This window comes from Streptomyces sp. NPDC025793, assembly GCF_055558375.1.
In genome coordinates, this window is sequence record NZ_JBVHMR010000059.1 from 13081 (window position 1) to 30799 (window position 17719).

Below are 17719 nucleotides of genomic sequence, written 5' to 3' on the forward strand. Positions count from 1 at the left end.
TCAGGATCCGTGCCTGGCCGACTTACTCGCAGAGGCACCCGCCTGTCGGGCCGGACGAGGGCGGAGTCGGGCCGGAGGACGGCAGAATCGGGCCGGCAGCGGGCGGGTCCGCGGTGCCGAAGGCCACCAGGTGGCCGTCCCCGGTCCCCACGTAGACCCGACCGCCGCTCACGGCGGGGACCACGAAGCCGTACGTCGTGCCGATCGGGAAGGAGCGGCGCAGGTGCATGACACCGTTCACGGGCACCGCGTCATAGACCCGCAGTGCTCCACCGGCGCCGCCGCCGGAGCCGGACCAGACCGCCCAGACCAGAGCGGAGCCGCTGGACGTTCCGTTGGAGGTGACCACGGGAGAACCGGAGCCGTAACCGAAGCCCTCGTTGCTGGTGCCCACGCTGGTCAGGGTCGGGATGCCGGAACCGTTCACCCCGAACTTCAGCGCGCGCAGCGGCGAACGGGCGTTGCCGATCTTGGTGGCCACGGTGTACACGTAGCCTCCACCACCGCCCCAGAATGCGGGGTGGCCCCAGACGCCCTCGAAGGGTCCGGCCACGCTCACCGGTTTGTCCGTGCCGTTCGGTCCCTGGCCCATGCCACCCAGGTTGTCCCGGTCCAGCAAGAAGACCCGGCCGTCCTTGCCGACCTGTACCAGCAGGTGCGGGTGCGCGGCGGTGCCGAAGCCGTCGGGCAGCGCGACCGGCCCGCCCGAACCGAGGTCGGTGTCGTTGCTGTCCAGTGTCCGGTTGTTGGTCGGGCTGAAGAAGTCCCGCGCCGAGAGACTGCCATTGCTGTTCACGCCGAGCCGGACCACCGACTCGCCGAAGTGGCCGGGCGGCTTGTTGCCCGGGCCGGGGCTCGGCGAGGAGCCCGTGCCGCCGCCGTTGCCGGTGGTGAGGAAGATCCGGCCGGAGCCGTCCGAGACCAGGCCGCCGCCGCTCTGCCAGATACCGGCCTGCTGCTTGTCGGAGCCGGCCTCGGCGGACCACAGGGTCAGACTACGGCTGCCGGTCTTCACCCCGACCACCTGGCCTACGTACGGACCGGTGTCGCAGTAGGAGGCGAAGGCCGCGTACACCGAGCCGTTCAGGAGCAGCAGACCGGCACGCTGCAAGGAGGTGAACGCGTTGAACGGGTGGCCGGGGCTGTTGGTCGGCGTGCCCTGGATCCGCACCGGCCAGCCCGCGCGCTCGGCGCCGGTGGAGGCGTTCAACGCGTGGAAGTACCAGTGCGGGTGCTGCACATCCGCGCCGTCATTGACCTTGCTGGTGAGGTAGACGGTGTTGGACGACGGGTCGTACACCGGGGTGGAGGTAATCCCGTTGTGCGGCGCGGGGGCGGTGCAGCCGGCCTTGACTGCCGAGGTGGGCCAGGCCGGGCCGAGCTGACGGGTCCAGTTCGTCTGCCCGGTGACGGCGTCGATGCCGTAGACGTAGTTGTTCTCGGTGGCGACGACCACGTGCTTGCCGGTGACCAGCGGCTGGGCCTCCACCGCGCCGTTCACCGCGGTGGACCAGCGCTGTCCGAAACTCGACGAGGACACCAGGGCCGGCGACAGGGCCGGCTCGTTCGCGTCCCACCCCGTGCGCGCGTTGTTCAGCGAGACGGTGGAGTCGATGGCCTGGGCCTGGGAAGCGAGCCCGAGCAGCAGCAGACCCGCCGCCGCGGCGCCCCTCAGTCGCAGCAGCCGCCATCTGCCCTTTCCTCTTCCTCCTGCCCCGGTTCGTTGGTTCGTCGGTGACGTGAGTCGTGTCATGTGCTCCGCCCTGGTTTCGGGTCGCGTGGCCGATCAACTCGGCCGACGCCGATTGTCATGACGCACACTCAGGGGATCGGGCAAACAGCTCTCGGCGCGACGACGGATTCATTCCCAGGGAGCAACAGACACGGGGCGATGACACCGGCAGGGTCCTCAACTCCGTGGCGCTCGAAGCCGAGCCGGGCACCTGAGGCTACGTTCATGGCGGGCATCGCCGAGTACAACCTGAAGAAGGCGCTGGAACTGGTTCACACCTGGATACCAACGACGTCTTGCCTCGATCTCCCATATGTCCGATTTCGAACGATGCCTCGAACGTGATCACTCGTTCGGAGATTCCGGGTACGTGGACACGGCCTCCGCCTGATCCTCGGCTCTGGCCGAAGAGATACCTGACCAGCACGAACGCCGTGGAGGAATGGGTCTGCTGCAACCTGGCGTCCGGCGGGAAGAGTTCGCGGTGGCGTCACGCTTTCGGGACGACTTCTCCGACTTCCTGACCCTGCGCGGGGACACGTTGTTCGAGCTGGCGGACGCGCTGCCGTGTGCGGACGGTCCGGTGGCCACGCTGGTGGACCTCACGCTGACGGCCGAGCATCGGCGCGGGCATGGCGCCATGCACGACGCTCAAATACGGGAACATGGAAAGCAGATGATCTAGTCCGAAATGGCCTGTCGGGGCGGCTCGATTCATTCCTTTCGGACGCCCGACGATCATCCAGGGCAGGCCCGAGACGAGGCGCGACGGGGGTCAGGGACGCCGAACTCGACGCCCCCCGAGCACTGTTCTCGCCCCGAGAGCCGCAGAGAGCCACTCAGAGACGCGTCGCCCCGCCGCTGCAAGGGCGTGCCTGTCCGGTATCCCCGCCTGAACGATTCCCGCGCCTGAGCGTCACCCGCGGTGGCTCCCCCTCTACGATCTGCACACCGATCACCGGAGGGGGAACACCGCATGCACACCACGCCGTCGGCCACGACGGCCGGGCAGCCCGAGGAGAGCGGGCGGGCAGAGGGCACCGGGGAGACCGGGCGCCGCGTCACCACCCTGGAACTCTTCTTCGACCTGGTCTTCGTCTTCACCCTCACCCAGCTGACCGTACTGCTCGCGCACGACCTGTCGTTCGCCACGGCCGGCCGGGTGGCACTGATCCTGATCGTGCTGTTCTGGATGTACGGCGCCTACGCCTACCTCACCAACCAGGTGCCGCCCGACCGGCCGTCGCGGCGGCTGCTCCTCATGTGCGGCATGGCCGCGTTCCTGGTGTGCGCGCTCGCCATCCCGCGGGTGTTCCAGGACACCGGTGTGGTCTTCGGCGCAGGCTTCCTGCTCGTGGTCGTCGTCCACACCGCCCTGTACACGCGCAGCCATGGCTGGGACTCCATCTGGTACGGCGTCACCAACGCGCTCGCGGCCCTGTCGGTGACCGCCGCCGGGCTGGTCGACGGGCTCGCGGCGGACGGACTGTGGCTGCTCGCGATCGCCTTGCAGGTCGTGACGCCGTTCGTCGCCGAGCGCGGGCCGGCGCGCAGGGACGGACGCGGCACGGCGGTGCTGCGCGAGCAGCTCGGGGCACTGGATCCGGCACACTTCGTGGAGCGGCACGGGCTGCTGCTGATCATCGCCTTCGGCGAGTCCGTCATCTCCATCGGGGTCGGCATCGGCGATCTGCCGCTCACCCCTGGCCTGTTCACCGGAGCGTTCCTGGCGCTCGCGCTGTCGGTCGCGCTGTGGTGGACGTACTTCGTGCGGGACGAGGAGGCCGCCGAGGCCGCGTTCCGGGCGACCCCGCCGCCCGCCCGCTGGCGGTTGGCGATGAACGCCTACTACTACGCCTTCCTGCCGATGCTGCTGGGCATCGCCTGTCTGTCGGCGGGCATCAAGACGACCCTCGGGCATCTCACCCGACATCCGCACTGGGGCCCGCGTTGGCACTCGCGGGCGGGGTGGCACTGTTCCTCGCGGGCGACGCCGCGTTCCGGACGACCCTCGGACTGCGTCCCGTCCGCCACCGCGCCGCCACTGCCCCGCTGGCTCTGGCCACCGCAGCGGCCGGCGTCCGCATGCCCGCCTACGGCGAACTCCTGCTGCTGGTGGCCGTGTTGGTCGCCATGCTGGCGATCGAGGCCCGCTGGTACGCCCGGACCGTGGTCACCAGTCGGTCTCGGGATACGGCAGGCGCAGGAGGTTGACGGTCGTCGAGCGCGGGGAGGCGGGCGCAGGGAGCTACGGCGACCGGTTCAGGACTCGTTGCGGTGGTGGTACGAGTGCCGGGTGTGCTCGGTGTGCTCGCGCATCAGCCGGCCGGCCTTCTGCTCGTCCCGCTCCTTGATGGCGAAGACGAGGTCGGAGTGCTCGGACCAGGAGGTGCCGCCGCGCATCTTGGCGACGGGGGTGTAGTACCAGCGGACCCGGCGGTCGACCTGCGCGGCGAGCTCGGCGAGGACCACGTTGCCGGCCAGCTCCATGACCTTGGCGTGGAAGGCCGCGTTCAGCGCCACGACACGGGTCACGTCGTTCTTGGCGACCGCCGTCCGGCCCTCCTTCACGATCTCGAAGAGGGCCTCGACGCCCTTCGCGTCGGAGTTCAGGGCCGCCAGCCGGGCCGCCTCCGCCTCCAGCAGGGTGCGGACCGTGAGCAGCTGGTCGGCCTCCTCCTCGGTCGGCTCGTGCACGAACGCGCCCTGCGCGGGCCGCAGATCGACCCAGCCCTCCGTGTTGAGCCGCTGCAACGCCTCGCGGACCGGCTGCCGGGAGACCCCGAGATGCCCGGCCAGCTCGTTTTCGACCAGATGCTGGCCGGGCTGCAGGGCGCGGGTGGTGATCAGCTCCAGCAGGGCCTCGTAGACGCGCTCGCGCAGCGGGCCGGGGCGATCCAGCCTGGGCACGCTCCCCTGCGGCAGTCCGGTCGACAACATCGCGGTCCCCCTCCTGGGCAGGTCTGGCGCGTGGGCGCTGGACGCCGCTCAGTATCGATTGCCTTTTGTCTACAGTCTACGATGCACAAAATCCAGGCCTGTTGCATACAGTTTCCAGCCCACTGCATACAGTCCCCCGCTCACTGCATACACCTCCGGCCGCTCGCGCACAGGCCTGCCTGTCGCACCCACCTCACCCGGTCACGGGCAGCGTACGACCTGCCCGGCGTACGACAGGTTGCCGCCGAAGCCGAACAGCAGCACCGGATCGCCGCCGCTCAGCTCTCCCCGCTCGACGAGCTTGGACAGGGCGAGCGGGATGCTGGCCGCCGAGGTGTTGCCGGATTCGGTGACATCGCGGGCGATCACCGCGTTGACGGCGCCGAGTTTCTCGGCGAGCGGTTCGATGATGCGCAGGTTGGCCTGGTGCAGGACGACCCCGGCGAGGTCCTCCGGAGCGACCCCGGCTTTTTCGCAGGCCTGGCGGGCGATGGCGGGCAGCCGGGTGGTGGCCCAGCGGTAGACGCTCTGCCCCTCCTGCGCGAACCGCGGCGGCGTGCCCTCGATCCGCACCGCGTGCCCCATCTCGGGCACCGACCCCCACAGCACCGGCCCGATCCCCGCCTCCTCCCCCGGCCGGCACGCCTCGACCACGGCGGCCCCCGCCCCGTCGCCGACCAGCACGCAGGTGCTGCGGTCGGTCCAGTCGGTGACGTCGGACATCTTCTCGGCACCAATGACCAGCGCCCGGGTGGCCGCGCCGGCCCGGACGGCGTGGTCCGCGGTGGCCAGCGCGTGGGTGAACCCGGCGCACACCACGTTCACGTCCATCGCCGCCGGCTGCGGGATGCCGAGCCGGGCCGCGACCCGGGCCGCGGTGTTCGGGGAACGGTCGACCGCCGTGGAGGTGGCGACGAGGACCAGGTCGATGTCGCCGGGGGCCAGCCCTGCGGCGGCGAGAGCCTTGGCGGCGGCGTGCGCGGCCAGCTCGTCCACCGGCTCGTCGACGCCTGCGATGTGCCGGGTCCGGATGCCGACCCGGCTGCGGATCCACTCGTCGCTCGTGTCGACCATGCCCGCCAGGTCCTCGTTGGTGAGCACCCTGGCGGGCTGGTAGTGACCGATGGCGGCGATGCGCGAGCCGTTCATGGCGGAGATCCCCTTGATGCCGTGCGGGTAGCGGGATCCACCAGTCTGAACAGTGACTCACGGGTACGACGGCAGGTGAGGCCACAGGATTCGGGCGTTCGAGTTGTCGGCTTCCCTCAGACCCTCAGCCCCTCAGACACCCGAGCATCCGTCCCGGACCCTCAGCCCGTGAACAGCTGCGTCGCCTTCTGCACGAGTTCGTACACCCCGTAACCCAGGGGCACTGCCACCCATAGCCAGGCGAGGACGATCAGGCCCCTGCGGCTAGGCGGGCTGCTGTCGCTGGTCATCCGCGGCCTCCCTCGGAGCGGGGACATGGTGGTGACGGACATGGACGGGACGTACGAGTTCGTTGGCGACGAACCCAATAACGAGCAGGCCGATCATGATGCCGAACGAGAGCGTGTACAGCGACGCACCGTGCTTGCCCGCCTCCTTCTGCCGGTCGGCGATCCAGTTGACGATCAGCGGCCCGAGAACACCCGCGGTGGACCAGGCGGTGAGCAGCCTGCCGTGGATCGCGCCGACCTGGTACGTCCCGAAGAGATCCTTCAGATACGCGGGTACGGTCGCGAAGCCGCCGCCGTAGAAGGAGAGGACGACGAGGGCGCACAGCACGAACAGCGGCTTCGCCGAGTCCCCGAACAAGGCGATGAGCAGGTACATCAGCGCGCCGACACCGAGGTAGACGCGGTAGATGTTCTTGCGGCCGACCCGGTCGGAGGCCGACGACCAGCCGATGCGGCCCGCCATGTTGGCCGCCGACAGCAGCGCGACGAAACCGGCAGCCGCCGAGGCCGAGACCGGGGTGGAACTGTCCGCGAAGAAGTCCGTGATCATCGGAGCGGCCTTCTCTAGGATGCCGATGCCGGCGGTCACGTTCGTGCACAGCACGACCCACAGCAGCCAGAACTGCGGCGTGCGCACCGCGCTGCGGGCGGAGACCCGCACACCGTCGGCGTCGCCGGGTCCGCTCGCGCCCGCGGCCGGGGTGTGCGCGCCGGGCACCCGGACGAGGAGGACGCCGAGCGCCATGAACACGGCGTACGACAGACCGTGCACCAGGAACGCGAGGGCGATGCCGTCGTTGTCACTGCCGAAGGACGAGAGCATCTGCGCCGACCAGGGCGAGGCGATCAGGGCGCCGCCGCCGAAGCCCATGATGGCGATGCCGGTGGCCATGCCCGGCCGGTCCGGGAACCACTTGATCAGGGTGGAGACGGGCGAGATGTAGCCGATGCCGAGTCCGATCCCGCCGACGAAGCCGTAGCCGAGGACGATCAGCCAGTACTGCTTCGTCTCGGCGCCGAGCGCGGAGATCAGGAAGCCGGAGGAGAAGCAGACGAGGGCCACCGTCATCGCCCAGCGCGGCCCGTTGCGCTCGACCAGCGTGCCGCCGAAAGCGGCCGACAGCCCGAGCATCACGATCGCCAGCTGGAAGGGCAGCGCGCTCTCGGTGCCGTCGAGATGCAGGGCGGACTCGAGGGGCGGCTTGAACACGCTCCAGGCGTAGGCCTGGCCGATGGAGAGGTGGACCGAGAGGGCGGCGGGCGGAACGAGCCAGCGGCTCCAGCCCGGAGGTGCGAGAGGGGGGCTGCTCATGCTCGCGGACGGTAGGGCCGGGGACGGGAGTTGAGAAGGTGTGCGGTCGACCGTATGCGGTGAACGGTATGCGGGATGCGTCCAACGGTCGACCGTCGACATGGCGTCGACCGGTAGGTGGCGGGCGAGGAGCCCGGCCCCCTCACGCGACGTGCGTACGTGACGCCCACGGCTGACGCCGCGCGTCGTTGCGTTCGGACTGGAAAGCCGGTTGTGGTCACGCGGCCGTGTGGTGGGTCGACGGCAGTGAATTCGAGGGATAGGGACCAGGGCCTGTCCGGACGGCGGGGAGTGGGACCGGACAGGCCCCGGTGGACATGGGGAGGGCCGGGGGCGCTACACCGCGAGCCAGGCCGCCTGGTCCGGGGCCAGCCGGCCGTCCGCGACGGGTCCGCTGGCCAGCAGGATCGCGGTGTGTTCGGGGAGTGGGTACGGCTCGGCGGAGAGGTTGACCACGCAGACGAAGCCGGGTTCGCGGCGGAAGGCGAGGACTGCGGTGGGGGCGTCGAGCCAGGTGAGGGTGCCGTCACCGAGTGCCGGCTGCTCGCGGCGTATGCGCAGGGCGCTGCGGTAGAGCTCCAGCATCGACGACGCGTCCCCGGTCTGTGCCGTCACGCTCCGCTCGGCCCAGTCGGCGGGCTGGGGCAGCCAGGGTGCGGCCTGTGTGCCCTCGGGGCTGAAGCCGTACGGCGCAGCGTGCCCGGACCAGGGAAGGGGGACCCGGCAGCCGTCGCGACCGCGCTCGGTGCGGCCGGAGCGTTCCCAGACGGGGTCCTGGAGCACGGACTCGGGCAGGTCCTCGACCTCGGGCAGGCCGAGTTCCTCGCCCTGGTAGATGTAGGCGCCGCCGGGCAGGGCGAGCATGAGCAGGGCGGCGGCGCGGGCGCGTCGGGTGCCCAGTTCGAGGTTCGCGGGGCCCTCGGGCCGGTAGACCTCGTTGGCCAGCCACTTCCTGGCAGCTTTGCGGCCGTAGCGGCTGGGGTGGCGTACGACGTCGTGGTTGGACATGACCCAGGTGGCCGGGGCGCCGACCGAGCCGAGCATCGCGAGTGTGTCGTCGATGACCGCGCGCAGTTCCTTGGGGTTCCAGTCGGTCATGAGGAAGTCGAAGTTGAAGGCGGTGTGCAGGCCGTCGGGGCGGACGTAGGCGGCGAGCCGCTCGGGGGTGTCCGCCCATGCCTCGGCGACGAAGGAGCGGTCGCCGGGGAACTCGTCGGCCACCTTGCGCCAGGCGCGGAAGATGTCGTGGACCTCGTCGCGGTCCCAGTGGGGGTGGTCGACGTGCTGCCGGGGGCCGTCCTCTTCCCGGGTACGGGGCGGCAGGTCGGGCAGTTCCGGGTGCTTGATCAACCCGTGGGCGACGTCGATGCGGAACCCGTCCACGCCCCGGCCGAACCAGAACCGCAGGACCGACTCGAACTCGGCCCGCACCTCGGGGTGTTCCCAGTTGAGGTCGGGCTGCTCGGGCGCGAACAGGTGGAGGTACCACTCTCCGTCGGGCAGGCGGGTCCAGGCGGGGCCGCCGAAGCAGGAGACCCAGTTGTTGGGCGGCTCGGCGCCGTCGGGGCCGCGGCCGGGGCGGAAGACGTAGCGCTCGCGCTCCGTGCTGCCCGGCCCGGCCGCGAGGGCGGCCCGGAACCAGGCGTGCTGGTCGGAGGTGTGGTTGGGCACGATGTCGGGGATGACGCGGATCCCGTGCTCGTGGGCCTCCTCGATGAGCCGCTCGGCCTCGGTGACGGTGCCGAAGACCGGGTCGATCTCGCGGAAGTCGGCCACGTCGTAACCGTGGTCCGCCATCGGGGACTTGTACCACGGGTTGATCCAGATGGCGTCCACGCCCAGTGACCTGAGGTACGGCAGACGGGAGCGGAGGCCGGCGATGTCGCCGACGCCGTCACCGTTCCCGTCGGCGAAGCTGCGGATGTAGACCTGGTAGATGACGGCGCTGCGCCACCAGGGTGCGGCGGTGGATGACACGGTTGTCTTGCTCCTCGGGAGTCGGTGGGGAGAGGGCGTCTACTTCGCCGCGCCGGCGGTGAGTCCGGCGACGATGCGGCGCTGGAAAAGCAGCACCATGACCACCAGCGGGATCGTGACCAGGACGCCGGCGGCCATCTGGCTGCCGAACGGGGTCTCGTACGTCGTGGCGCCGGTGAACTTGGAGATGGCGACCGGTGCGGTCTGCATGTTCGGCCGGTTGGTCATCGACAGGGCGATGAGGAACTCGTTCCAGGCGGCGATGAACGTGATGATCGCGGTGGTGAAGATGCCGGGCGCGGCGAGCGGGATGATGACCTTGCGGAACGCCTGGCCGCGGGTGCAGCCGTCGACCATGGCGGCGTGCTCCAGTTCGTCGGGCATCTGCCGGAAGAACGTGGTCAGGTTCCACACCGCCAGCGGCAGCGCGAAGGACATGCTGGGCACGATCATGGACTGGTAGGTGTTGATCCAGCCGATGTCGGTGAACAGCTTCAGCAGCGGGACCACGATCGAGACCACCGGGAACATCGAGGTGGCGATGATGAGGGTCAGGATCAGCCGCTTGAAGCGGAACTCCAGCCGGGCCATGGCGTAGGCGGTGAACGTGGCCAGCAGCAGGGCCAGCGCGGTGGTGATGCCGGCGACGACCAGGCTGTTCAGCAGAGCGCGCGCGAAGCCCTGGGCGGGGTCGAACACCGCCCGGTAGTTCTCGAACGACACCGGAGCGGGAAGCAGCGAGGTGTCGAAGATGTCCGAGGTGCGACGGAGGCTGGAGACCAGCATCCAGTAGAACGGGGCCAGGCAGTAGGCCACGACCGCGACGACGCCCGCGTACAGCAGTCCGGTGCGCCATCTCGCCGTGATGGTGGTCGTCATGCGGTCACCTCCGTACGGCGCGAGAGGGACATCCGCCGGCGCCTGCTGTTCTGTGCGCCCCTGCCCCCGTCCGCGACGAGGTCCGCGCCGAGCAGCCGCACGAAGGCCAGTGCGACGAGGAAGACGTAGAGGAAGAGGAGCACCGCGTAGGCGGAGGCCGGGCCGAAGCGGACGTTGGACGCCTCGTTCTGCGCGAGCATGGACAGGGTTTCCACCGAGTTCTTCTGCGCGCCGATGAGGATGTACGGCAGGTCGAACATCCGCAGCGCGTCCATGCAGCGGAACAGCATCGCCACCAGCAGCGCGGGCTTCACCAGCGGCAGCGTGATGTGCCAGAACTGCCGCAGGGCGCCGGACCCGTCGATGCGGGCGGCCTCGTAGACCTCCTTCGGGATCACCTGGAGGCCGGCGAGGACCAGCAGCCCGATGAACGGGGCGGTCTTCCACACCTCGGCGACGATGACGGCGACCTTGGCGTGGAAGCCTTCGGTGGTCCACAGGATCTGACGGCCGATCAGGGCGTTGGCGATGCCGTCGCTGTTGAAGATCCATCGCCACAGCAGGCCGGAGATCGCCGTGGGCACCGCCCAGGGGATGAGGATGCCGGCCCGTACCAGGGCGCGGCCCCGGAACGCCTTGTGCATGATCAGGGCCATGGCCACACCGATCACCGTCTCCAGTCCGACGGTGACGACGGCGAAGAAGGTGGTGTTCCAGAAGGCGTTCCAGAACCGATCTGCGGCCGCGCCGAAGATGTCGGCGTAGTTCTTCAGCCCGACGAACGGCTCGGTGGAGCTGATGAATCCGGTCTTCGGGTCCAGGCCCTTGGGCCCGTACAGCGACTCGTTCAACGCCATGAGCGTCGGGTAGAGAACGACGATGGACAGCACCAGCAGCGTCGGGGACACCAGCAGCGCCGCCATCCGCGCCGAACCGGCGGTCGCCCTGGTCCGCCGGCGGGGCCGCCGCGCGCGTTGCGCCGGCTCCGGAGGGGGTCCGGTGCGGCCGTCGGCGGCGACGGCTTCGGGCGGGATCTCGGTCTTGGCCATGGCTGCGCTCCTCACCGAGCCGTGGACTTCTGCAGATCCTGCTGCAGGTCCTTCAGCGCCTGCGCGCTGGTCTTGGTGCCGGTCAGGGCGGCGTACGCCTCCTGCTGGATCGCCGATGTCACGTCGCCGTACTGCACGACGCGCGGGCGCGGCACGGCGTGCAGGATCGACTGCTTGAGGACGGGCAGGTACGGGTACTGCTCGATGAGCCTCGGGTCGTCGTACAAGGAGGCGTACGGCGGGGCGAGGGAGGCGTCCTTGAGGAAGGTGGCCGTGGTGTCCTGACTGGTCATGAACGTGATGAAGTCAAGGGCCGTCGCCTTGTTCCTGGCGTAGGACGACACGGCCATGTTGTGGCCGCCCAGGCTGGAGGAGCCGGGCGCGTCGAGGCCGGGCAGCGGTGCGACCGCGTACTTGCCCGCGATGCCGCTCTTGGCGGCCAGGGCGTACGCATAGGGCCAGTTGCGCAGGAAGACCAGCTTGCCGGACTGGAACGCCTGGCGACCGTCCTCCTCCTGGTAGGTGATGGCCTCCTTGGGAATCGTGCCGTCCTTGACGGAGCCGACGAGGAAGTCCAGCCCGTTCTTCGCCGCCGGGGTGTCGACGTCCGGCCTGCCGTTCGCGTCGGTGACGGTGCCGCCGGCCGAGTTCACGGCCTCGGAGAAGTTCACCGTCAGGCCCTCGTACTTCTGCAACTGCCCGGCGTAGCACGACATGCCCTTGGCCTCGGGCAGCTTCTTCACCTTCGCGCAGTCGGCCTTCATCTGTGCCCATGTGGTCGGCGGCTCGCCGATGCCGGCCTTCTTCAGCAGGTCGGTGCGGTAGTACAGCATTCCGCCGTCGGAGCTGGCCGGGGCCGCGTACAGGCCGCCGCGGTACTTGGCCGTCTCCACCACCGGCTTGAGCATCCGGCTGAGCGGGAACCTCTGCCCGGGCAGCTTGTCGATCCACTGGTGGGCGGCGAACTCCGAGGTCCACACGACGTCGAGGGAGAGCACCGTGTAGGCGTCGGACTTCGTCTCCGCGTTCTGGATCATCTGCTGACGCTGGGCGTCCGCGTCCGTGGGCAGCTGGATGAAGGTGACCTTCTCCTTCGGGTGCAGCGCGTTCCAGCGGTCGATCGTCGGCTGGACGGTACCGGTGGTGTCCTTGCCGGCCACGTACGTGATGGGGCCGCGCCCTTCGAAGGACGTCGTGGCGCTCTGCCCGGAGCCGCTGCCGCCGGAGGAGCCGCAGGCGGTGATCAGGAGCCCGCCGAGGGCGAGCACGGCCGAACACTGAACCGCTCTGGTGGTGGTCTTGGACGTCTTTGTCTTCACTGTGTCTCCTGGCGGGGCCTGGTCGTGCGGAACCGAGGTCGCGGCTGGTTTCCCTGTAGGGCGCTCGCTGCCGGGACGGCTCTGAGATGACTCTGTTGTGAGACTGCGTTGTCCCGACCCACATGGATCAACATCGCAGGTCGAAGCACCGAATATCGGCTCGAATGAAATGCTTCGACGTCGTCGAGACAACGCTTGCACGCTAGGGGGGCGTTTTCCGGAAGTCAATGCGTTACGTCGCGGTAATGCAGCGGGCACCGGAACCGATGGCGTGCACACTTATCCCGTTCACCCTGGACATACGCTGTGACAGCGCTGTCATCCGGGACCGGGAACGAGACGTCGCCTGTGCTACCGTCCGCTCATGCCGCCAGCTCAGCGCCACCCCACGATGGCCGACGTGGCCGAACGGGCCGGGGTCTCCACATCCACCGTCTCGCGCACCCTGCGGGGCCTGTCCACCGTCTCGCCGGAGGTACGCGCCCGCGTCGAGGAGGCCGCGCGCTCGCTGAACTTCGCCGTGTCGCGGCAGGCTGCAAGCCTTGTCACCGGCAGGACCGGGAACGTGGCCGTGCTCGTCCCCACGCTCAACGCGTGGTTCATGGGGGCGGCCCTGTCCAGCCTGGCCCCGCTGCTCCGGGCGGCGGGCATGGAACTGAGCGTGTACGTGATACCCGACATGGCCGAGCGCACCTCCTTCTTCGAACGCCTCCCGGCCCGGCGCAACGCGGACGCGTTGCTGGTGTTCTCCTTCGACCTCACCGACGAGGAGACCGCGCGGCTGGACGGCCTCGGCATGCCCGTCATCTACGTCAGTCAGCACGTGGACGGGCGACCCAGTGTCTACGTCGACGACGTGGCAGGCGCCCTGCACGGCACCCGCCACCTGCTCAACCTCGGCCACCGCCGGATCGCCTTCGTCCAGAGCGTGGGCGCCAGCGGCTTCTCCTTCAGCTCCAACGAGCGGCTGCTCGGCTACCGGCAGGCACTCACCGAAGCGGGCATCCCCCTCGACGAGGACCTGGCGGTCGCCGCCCCGGTCGGCGACAAGCGAAGGACCGCTGAGGCGGTCGGAAAGCTGCTGAGCCTGCGCGAGCCGCCCACCGCGATCTTCGCCGAACAGGACGAGCTCGCGGTCGCGGTCATCAGAACCCTGCGCACGACGCAGATCGCGGTGCCGGAACGCATCTCCGTCCTCGGCTTCGACGACCAGCCGATCGCCGACTGGTTCGACCTGTCCACGGTGGCGCAGTCCCCCTCGGACATCGGCCGCGCGGCCGGCGAACTCGCCCTGAGACTCATCGACGACTCCGAGGCGGAACACGAGAGGCACGTCGTCCTGCCCACGCATGTGATCCCGCGAACCACCACCGCGCCGGCGCCTCGTCCGCAGGACGAACAGGATGCCCGCAGTGAGTCGCCGCACGGGTGACGGTCCGGACGGCGGCACCGGTACCCGTCACAGGTACCGATCCCCCCGGCGGTGCCCGCCACGGCTCGACCGGGCCGAGCACGGCACCCGAGCGACCCGGGCCGTCCGCCTCGGCCGGGCCGCCGAGAGCTGCGGGCCGGCGATGCCCGGGACACGTCCCGCGCGAGGAGATGCAGGACGACTGAGTGGTACCGATTCCGGCGGAAGGGGCCGGGGTGTTCAGCCGGCACTCGGTCTCAGCCGGACGCCGGTCCGGGAACATCCCCACCCGTCACTGTTGCGCTCGCTGACGCGCCATCGCCGGACAACTGCACGGCGCAGCGAGTTCTCCGAACTAACAATTTTTGGTCCGAGACCCTGGCCGAGGATCACCCCTCCCAGTGCGTGACCCATGTCACACGCGGTTCCTGTCAGCAATCGGGAGGCTCTCCCGCTCAAGTCGCCGGGAGCAAGCCAACCGACAGGAGCGAGACATGAAGCACCGCATCGTCGTCCTCGGCGCCGGCTATGCCGGGTCCTACGTGGCTGGGACCCTGGCCCGCCGGTTGTCCCCGGCGGACACCGAGATCACCGTGGTCAACGCCGAGCCGGACTTCGTCCAGCGGCTGCGGCTGCACCAGCTCGCGGCCGGCCGGGAGATCGATGCTCCCCAGCTCGCCGACGTCTTTGCGGGCACGGGGGTTCGGCTGCGCCTGGCCCGTGTCACCGCCGTCGCCCCCGAGCGCCAGGTCATCGCCGTGGCCGACGCCGACGGCGGAGGCGAGTTGGGCTACGACACGCTTGTCTACGCGCTCGGCAGCTACGGTGCCGACCACGGTGTCCCCGGCGCGGCTGAGCACGGTTTCGACGTCACCAGCCGGCCCTCGGCGTTGCGCCTGCGCAAGTGCCTGCACAGCCTGTGCAGGCAGGGCGAAAGCGGGCGTGTGCTGGTCGTCGGCGACGGGTTGACCGGCATCGAGACCGCCACTGAGATCGCCGAAACGCGGCCCGGCCTGTCGGTGGCGTTGGTTGCCCGCGGCGAGCTGGGCGCCTCCCTCTCCGTCGGAGCCCGCAGCCACCTGCGTCAGGCTTGCGATCGGCTGGGCATCACCGTCCTGGAGCACACCGAGGTCGAAGCTGTCGAGGCGGCGCGGGTGTTGTGTGCCGACGGCACCGCCCTGGCGTCCGACGCAACCGTGTGGACGGCCGGGTTCGCGGTCAGCCCCATCGCCGCCGCTGGCGGGCTGGAGGTCACCGAGAACGGTCGGATCGTCGTCGATCGCACCATGCGGTCCCTCTCGCACCCGAACGTCTACGCCGCCGGCGACAGCGCCTACGCCGTCGGCGACAACGGCCGCCCGCTGCCGATGTCCTGTGCCTCGGCTGGCTACACCGGCATGCAGGCCACGGCCGCGATCGTGGGACGCCTGACCGGCCGCAAGATCCCGAACGCCAAGCTGGAGTACCTGGGCAACCACATCAGCCTCGGGCGGCGGGACGGGATCTTGCAGATGGTCGACGGCGAAGGGCAGGCAAAGCCGAAGTACGTGGGCGGCTGGAAGGCCGCGCGGATCAAGGCGGCCATCCTCAAGATGTCGCTGTGGACCACCTCGCACCCGACCTTCGGCCTGCCCAAGCGCAAGCACCGCCTGGCCGCTGCGCCGCACGCGTCCGCCGACAAGGCGCCTCGCGTAGCCGCCTAGGGTGATCCGCGTGGACAACACCGCGACCGATCGCTTCGGCACCAGCCGGTTCGAGGCCAGCCGGAACCGGCTGGCCTCGCTGGCGTACCGGCTGCTGGGCTCCGCCGTCGATGCCGAGGACGCCGTGCAGGACGCGTTCCTGCACTGGCAAGCCGCCGACCGGCAGCGGATCAAGGTGCCGGAAGCATGGCTGACCAAGGTCGTCACCAACCTCTGCCTGGACCGGCTCCGCTCGGCGCAGGCCCGCCGCGAACGCACCGCGGGTGCCTGGCTGCCCGAACCGCTCCTCGACGGCGACCCGATGCTCGGCCCGGCCGACACCTTCGAGCAGCGTGAATCGGTCTCCCTCGCCGTACTGACGCTCATGGAACGCCTGTCACCCGTTGAGCGGGCTGTCTACGTCCTACGCGAAGCGTTCGCCCACAGTCACGCCGAGATCGGCGAGATCCTCGACCTCACCGAGTCCGCAAGCCAACAGCACCTCCACCGGGCCCGACGCCGCATCACCGGTGCGCGCCGCGGCGGCGAAGAGGAAGTCGATCCGGCATCCGCCCGCAGGATCGTCGAGGAGTTCCTCGCCGCCGCCTCCTCGGGCCGCACCGAACGGCTGGTCGCGCTGCTCACCGACGACGCCACCGCGATCTCCGACGGCGCCGGCCTGACCGACAAGCTGCTGCAGTTCGACACCGCGCAGCGCATCGCCGCCGTCGCACGGGCCGGCTTCAAACCCACCCCCGCGAAACGGCGACTCGCCGGCGGCACGCCTGCCGTCCACTACGCGCTCGTCAACGGCGCCCCCGCCATCCTCTTCGTGATCGGCGACCAGGTCATCGGCGCCGTGACGTTCGACATCGCAGGAGGCAAGATCGCAACGGTGCGCGGCATCGCAGCCCCCGCCCGCCTCGTCCGCCTCACCGAAGACTGGAGGCAGCACGAACCGGACACGCCGCTCATCGCCCAGTGGTGAGCCCCTCGCCGACCGCCGTCCGGCGCAGCGCCCACGTTCACGGCCAGAAGCTCGTTGAACGGCTGCTACCTCGCCTGGCGGGTGGGGAGATCAACTCAGCAGGTCCGTCCAACCCGTGAGCACGGGGTGGGGATTTTTCAAATATCGCCATCACCGTCCGGCCAGTCGCTCTAGCAGTCCATCGGAGTGACAGCGACATTGAAAACCGTCGTGGCAGCGATGTCACCGTGGGTTCACATCCCACACCCACCTCAGGTGAACGGCCCCTGACCAGGTGATATGGGCGCAGGCTGTGGTGCTGCGGGGTGCGCGCTCGTAGCCGTGGTTCCCCGTGGTTTGCCGCAGGATAGGGCACGGGTCTGCGACGAGGCGGACGAGGCAGAAGACGCGGAAGGCATGCACCCTGGCGGGCTTGCACTCCTATGATCCCCGGGTGATGACACGTCATGGCCTCATGGTCACGGTGGCAGTGATGGTCGGGCGTGGTACGCCTGTCCACGGGTGGGGCTTGCTGGGGCCGTTCTTTATGGGTGCGTTCCTCTCGGCTGTGGGCCTGGTTCTCGTTCTCGACTATCGAGGGTTCGCGACGTGGCACCGTCGGCGGGCTGAGGCGAGTGTGCCCTCATGGTTTCGGCGCTTGTCCGAGGGCCGGAGAGGGCAGCGGCGCGCTTTCAACGACCGCGTCAACCGGGTCATACAGAGGGTAGTGGCCTGGGGGTTCCTGGTTGCTGGCGTGTTCATCGCCGTCAGCGTGTTCGTCCAAGGGATCTCGGAGTAACCGCAGGTCCGGTGGCTCAGCTTGGGAAGCTGCAGCATTGGCCGTCGGTTCTAGCTCTGGCCTGGGAGAACGTTCGGCCGTGGTCCGTCCGGGCTGAGCCGCCTTCATCGTGGTTCCCGGTTGCGTCCCTGGAAGTGGTGTACCGGTTCCCACCTGATCCGGGTGTTTGTCCCGGCGTCGGAGTGAGGGTCCGGATATGAGAACGGCCACCGG

At 69.6% G+C, this 17719-nt stretch carries 12 protein-coding genes and 2 pseudogenes; 5 read left to right on the forward strand and 9 right to left on the reverse strand.

All coding sequences use genetic code 11. The features are described 5' to 3' along the window. Positions 1 to 22: 22 nt before the first annotated feature. Positions 23 to 1753 (reverse strand): outer membrane protein assembly factor BamB family protein, encoded by a 1731-nt coding sequence (locus ACZ4MF_RS44115; RefSeq protein ID WP_467499416.1) that lies wholly within the window; start codon positions 1751 to 1753, stop codon positions 23 to 25. Positions 1754 to 2174: 421 nt separating this feature from the next. Between ACZ4MF_RS44115 and ACZ4MF_RS44120 the strand changes: the two are divergent. Together ACZ4MF_RS44120 and ACZ4MF_RS44125 are read left to right on the forward strand one after the other, a co-directional pair. After that, positions 2175 to 2384: pseudogene (locus tag ACZ4MF_RS44120) on the forward strand (NF041680 family putative transposase); the annotation flags it as partial. Between the two features lie 324 nt (positions 2385 to 2708). Beyond that, positions 2709 to 3617 (forward strand): annotated as a pseudogene (locus tag ACZ4MF_RS44125) (low temperature requirement protein A); the annotation flags it as partial. A gap of 377 nt (positions 3618 to 3994) precedes the next feature. Here ACZ4MF_RS44125 and ACZ4MF_RS44130 read toward each other — a convergent pair. From ACZ4MF_RS44130 to ACZ4MF_RS44165, 8 genes are all read right to left on the reverse strand, one after another. After that, complete coding sequence (locus ACZ4MF_RS44130) at positions 3995 to 4672, reverse strand: GntR family transcriptional regulator (RefSeq protein ID WP_467499418.1); 678 nt, start codon at positions 4670 to 4672, stop codon at positions 3995 to 3997. A gap of 201 nt (positions 4673 to 4873) precedes the next feature. Next, positions 4874 to 5821: a beta-ketoacyl-ACP synthase III gene (locus ACZ4MF_RS44135; RefSeq protein ID WP_467499420.1), complete on the reverse strand. Its 948-nt coding sequence runs from the start codon at positions 5819 to 5821 to the stop codon at positions 4874 to 4876. Positions 5822 to 5982: 161 nt separating this feature from the next. Further along, complete coding sequence (locus ACZ4MF_RS44140) at positions 5983 to 6111, reverse strand: MFS transporter small subunit (RefSeq protein WP_256255804.1); 129 nt, start codon at positions 6109 to 6111, stop codon at positions 5983 to 5985. Continuing rightward, positions 6086 to 7423 (reverse strand): OFA family MFS transporter, encoded by a 1338-nt coding sequence (locus ACZ4MF_RS44145; RefSeq protein ID WP_467499423.1) that lies wholly within the window; start codon positions 7421 to 7423, stop codon positions 6086 to 6088. Before ACZ4MF_RS44145 ends, ACZ4MF_RS44140 begins: the two co-directional genes overlap by 26 nt. A 336-nt stretch (positions 7424 to 7759) precedes the next feature. Next, positions 7760 to 9400: a glycoside hydrolase family 13 protein gene (locus ACZ4MF_RS44150; protein ID WP_467499425.1), complete on the reverse strand. Its 1641-nt coding sequence runs from the start codon at positions 9398 to 9400 to the stop codon at positions 7760 to 7762. Positions 9401 to 9439: 39 nt separating this feature from the next. After that, on the reverse strand, positions 9440 to 10279 hold the full coding sequence (locus ACZ4MF_RS44155) for a carbohydrate ABC transporter permease (protein WP_071379028.1): 840 nt from the start codon (positions 10277 to 10279) through the stop codon (positions 9440 to 9442). Then, entirely contained in the window at positions 10276 to 11328 is a 1053-nt protein-coding gene (locus ACZ4MF_RS44160; RefSeq protein ID WP_467499427.1) for a carbohydrate ABC transporter permease, read from the reverse strand. Before ACZ4MF_RS44160 ends, ACZ4MF_RS44155 begins: the two co-directional genes overlap by 4 nt. 11 nt (positions 11329 to 11339) lie before the next feature. Further along, a complete protein-coding gene (locus tag ACZ4MF_RS44165) occupies positions 11340 to 12647 on the reverse strand; it encodes an ABC transporter substrate-binding protein (protein WP_467499429.1) in 1308 nt (435 codons plus the stop codon). A 391-nt stretch (positions 12648 to 13038) separates the two neighbouring features. Between ACZ4MF_RS44165 and ACZ4MF_RS44170 the strand changes: the two genes are divergently transcribed. From ACZ4MF_RS44170 to ACZ4MF_RS44180, 3 genes are all read left to right on the forward strand, one after another. Next, positions 13039 to 14079, forward strand: a complete 1041-nt coding sequence (locus tag ACZ4MF_RS44170) for a LacI family DNA-binding transcriptional regulator (RefSeq protein WP_467499432.1) — start codon at positions 13039 to 13041, stop codon at positions 14077 to 14079. A gap of 473 nt (positions 14080 to 14552) precedes the next feature. Next, the gene (locus tag ACZ4MF_RS44175; RefSeq protein WP_467499430.1) at positions 14553 to 15761 is read left to right on the forward strand and encodes an NAD(P)/FAD-dependent oxidoreductase; all 1209 of its coding nucleotides are present in this window, start codon (positions 14553 to 14555) and stop codon (positions 15759 to 15761) included. A 10-nt stretch (positions 15762 to 15771) separates the two neighbouring features. Then, on the forward strand, positions 15772 to 16728 hold the full coding sequence (locus tag ACZ4MF_RS44180) for a sigma-70 family RNA polymerase sigma factor (RefSeq protein ID WP_467499431.1): 957 nt from the start codon (positions 15772 to 15774) through the stop codon (positions 16726 to 16728). The last annotated feature ends 991 nt before the right edge of the window (positions 16729 to 17719 follow it).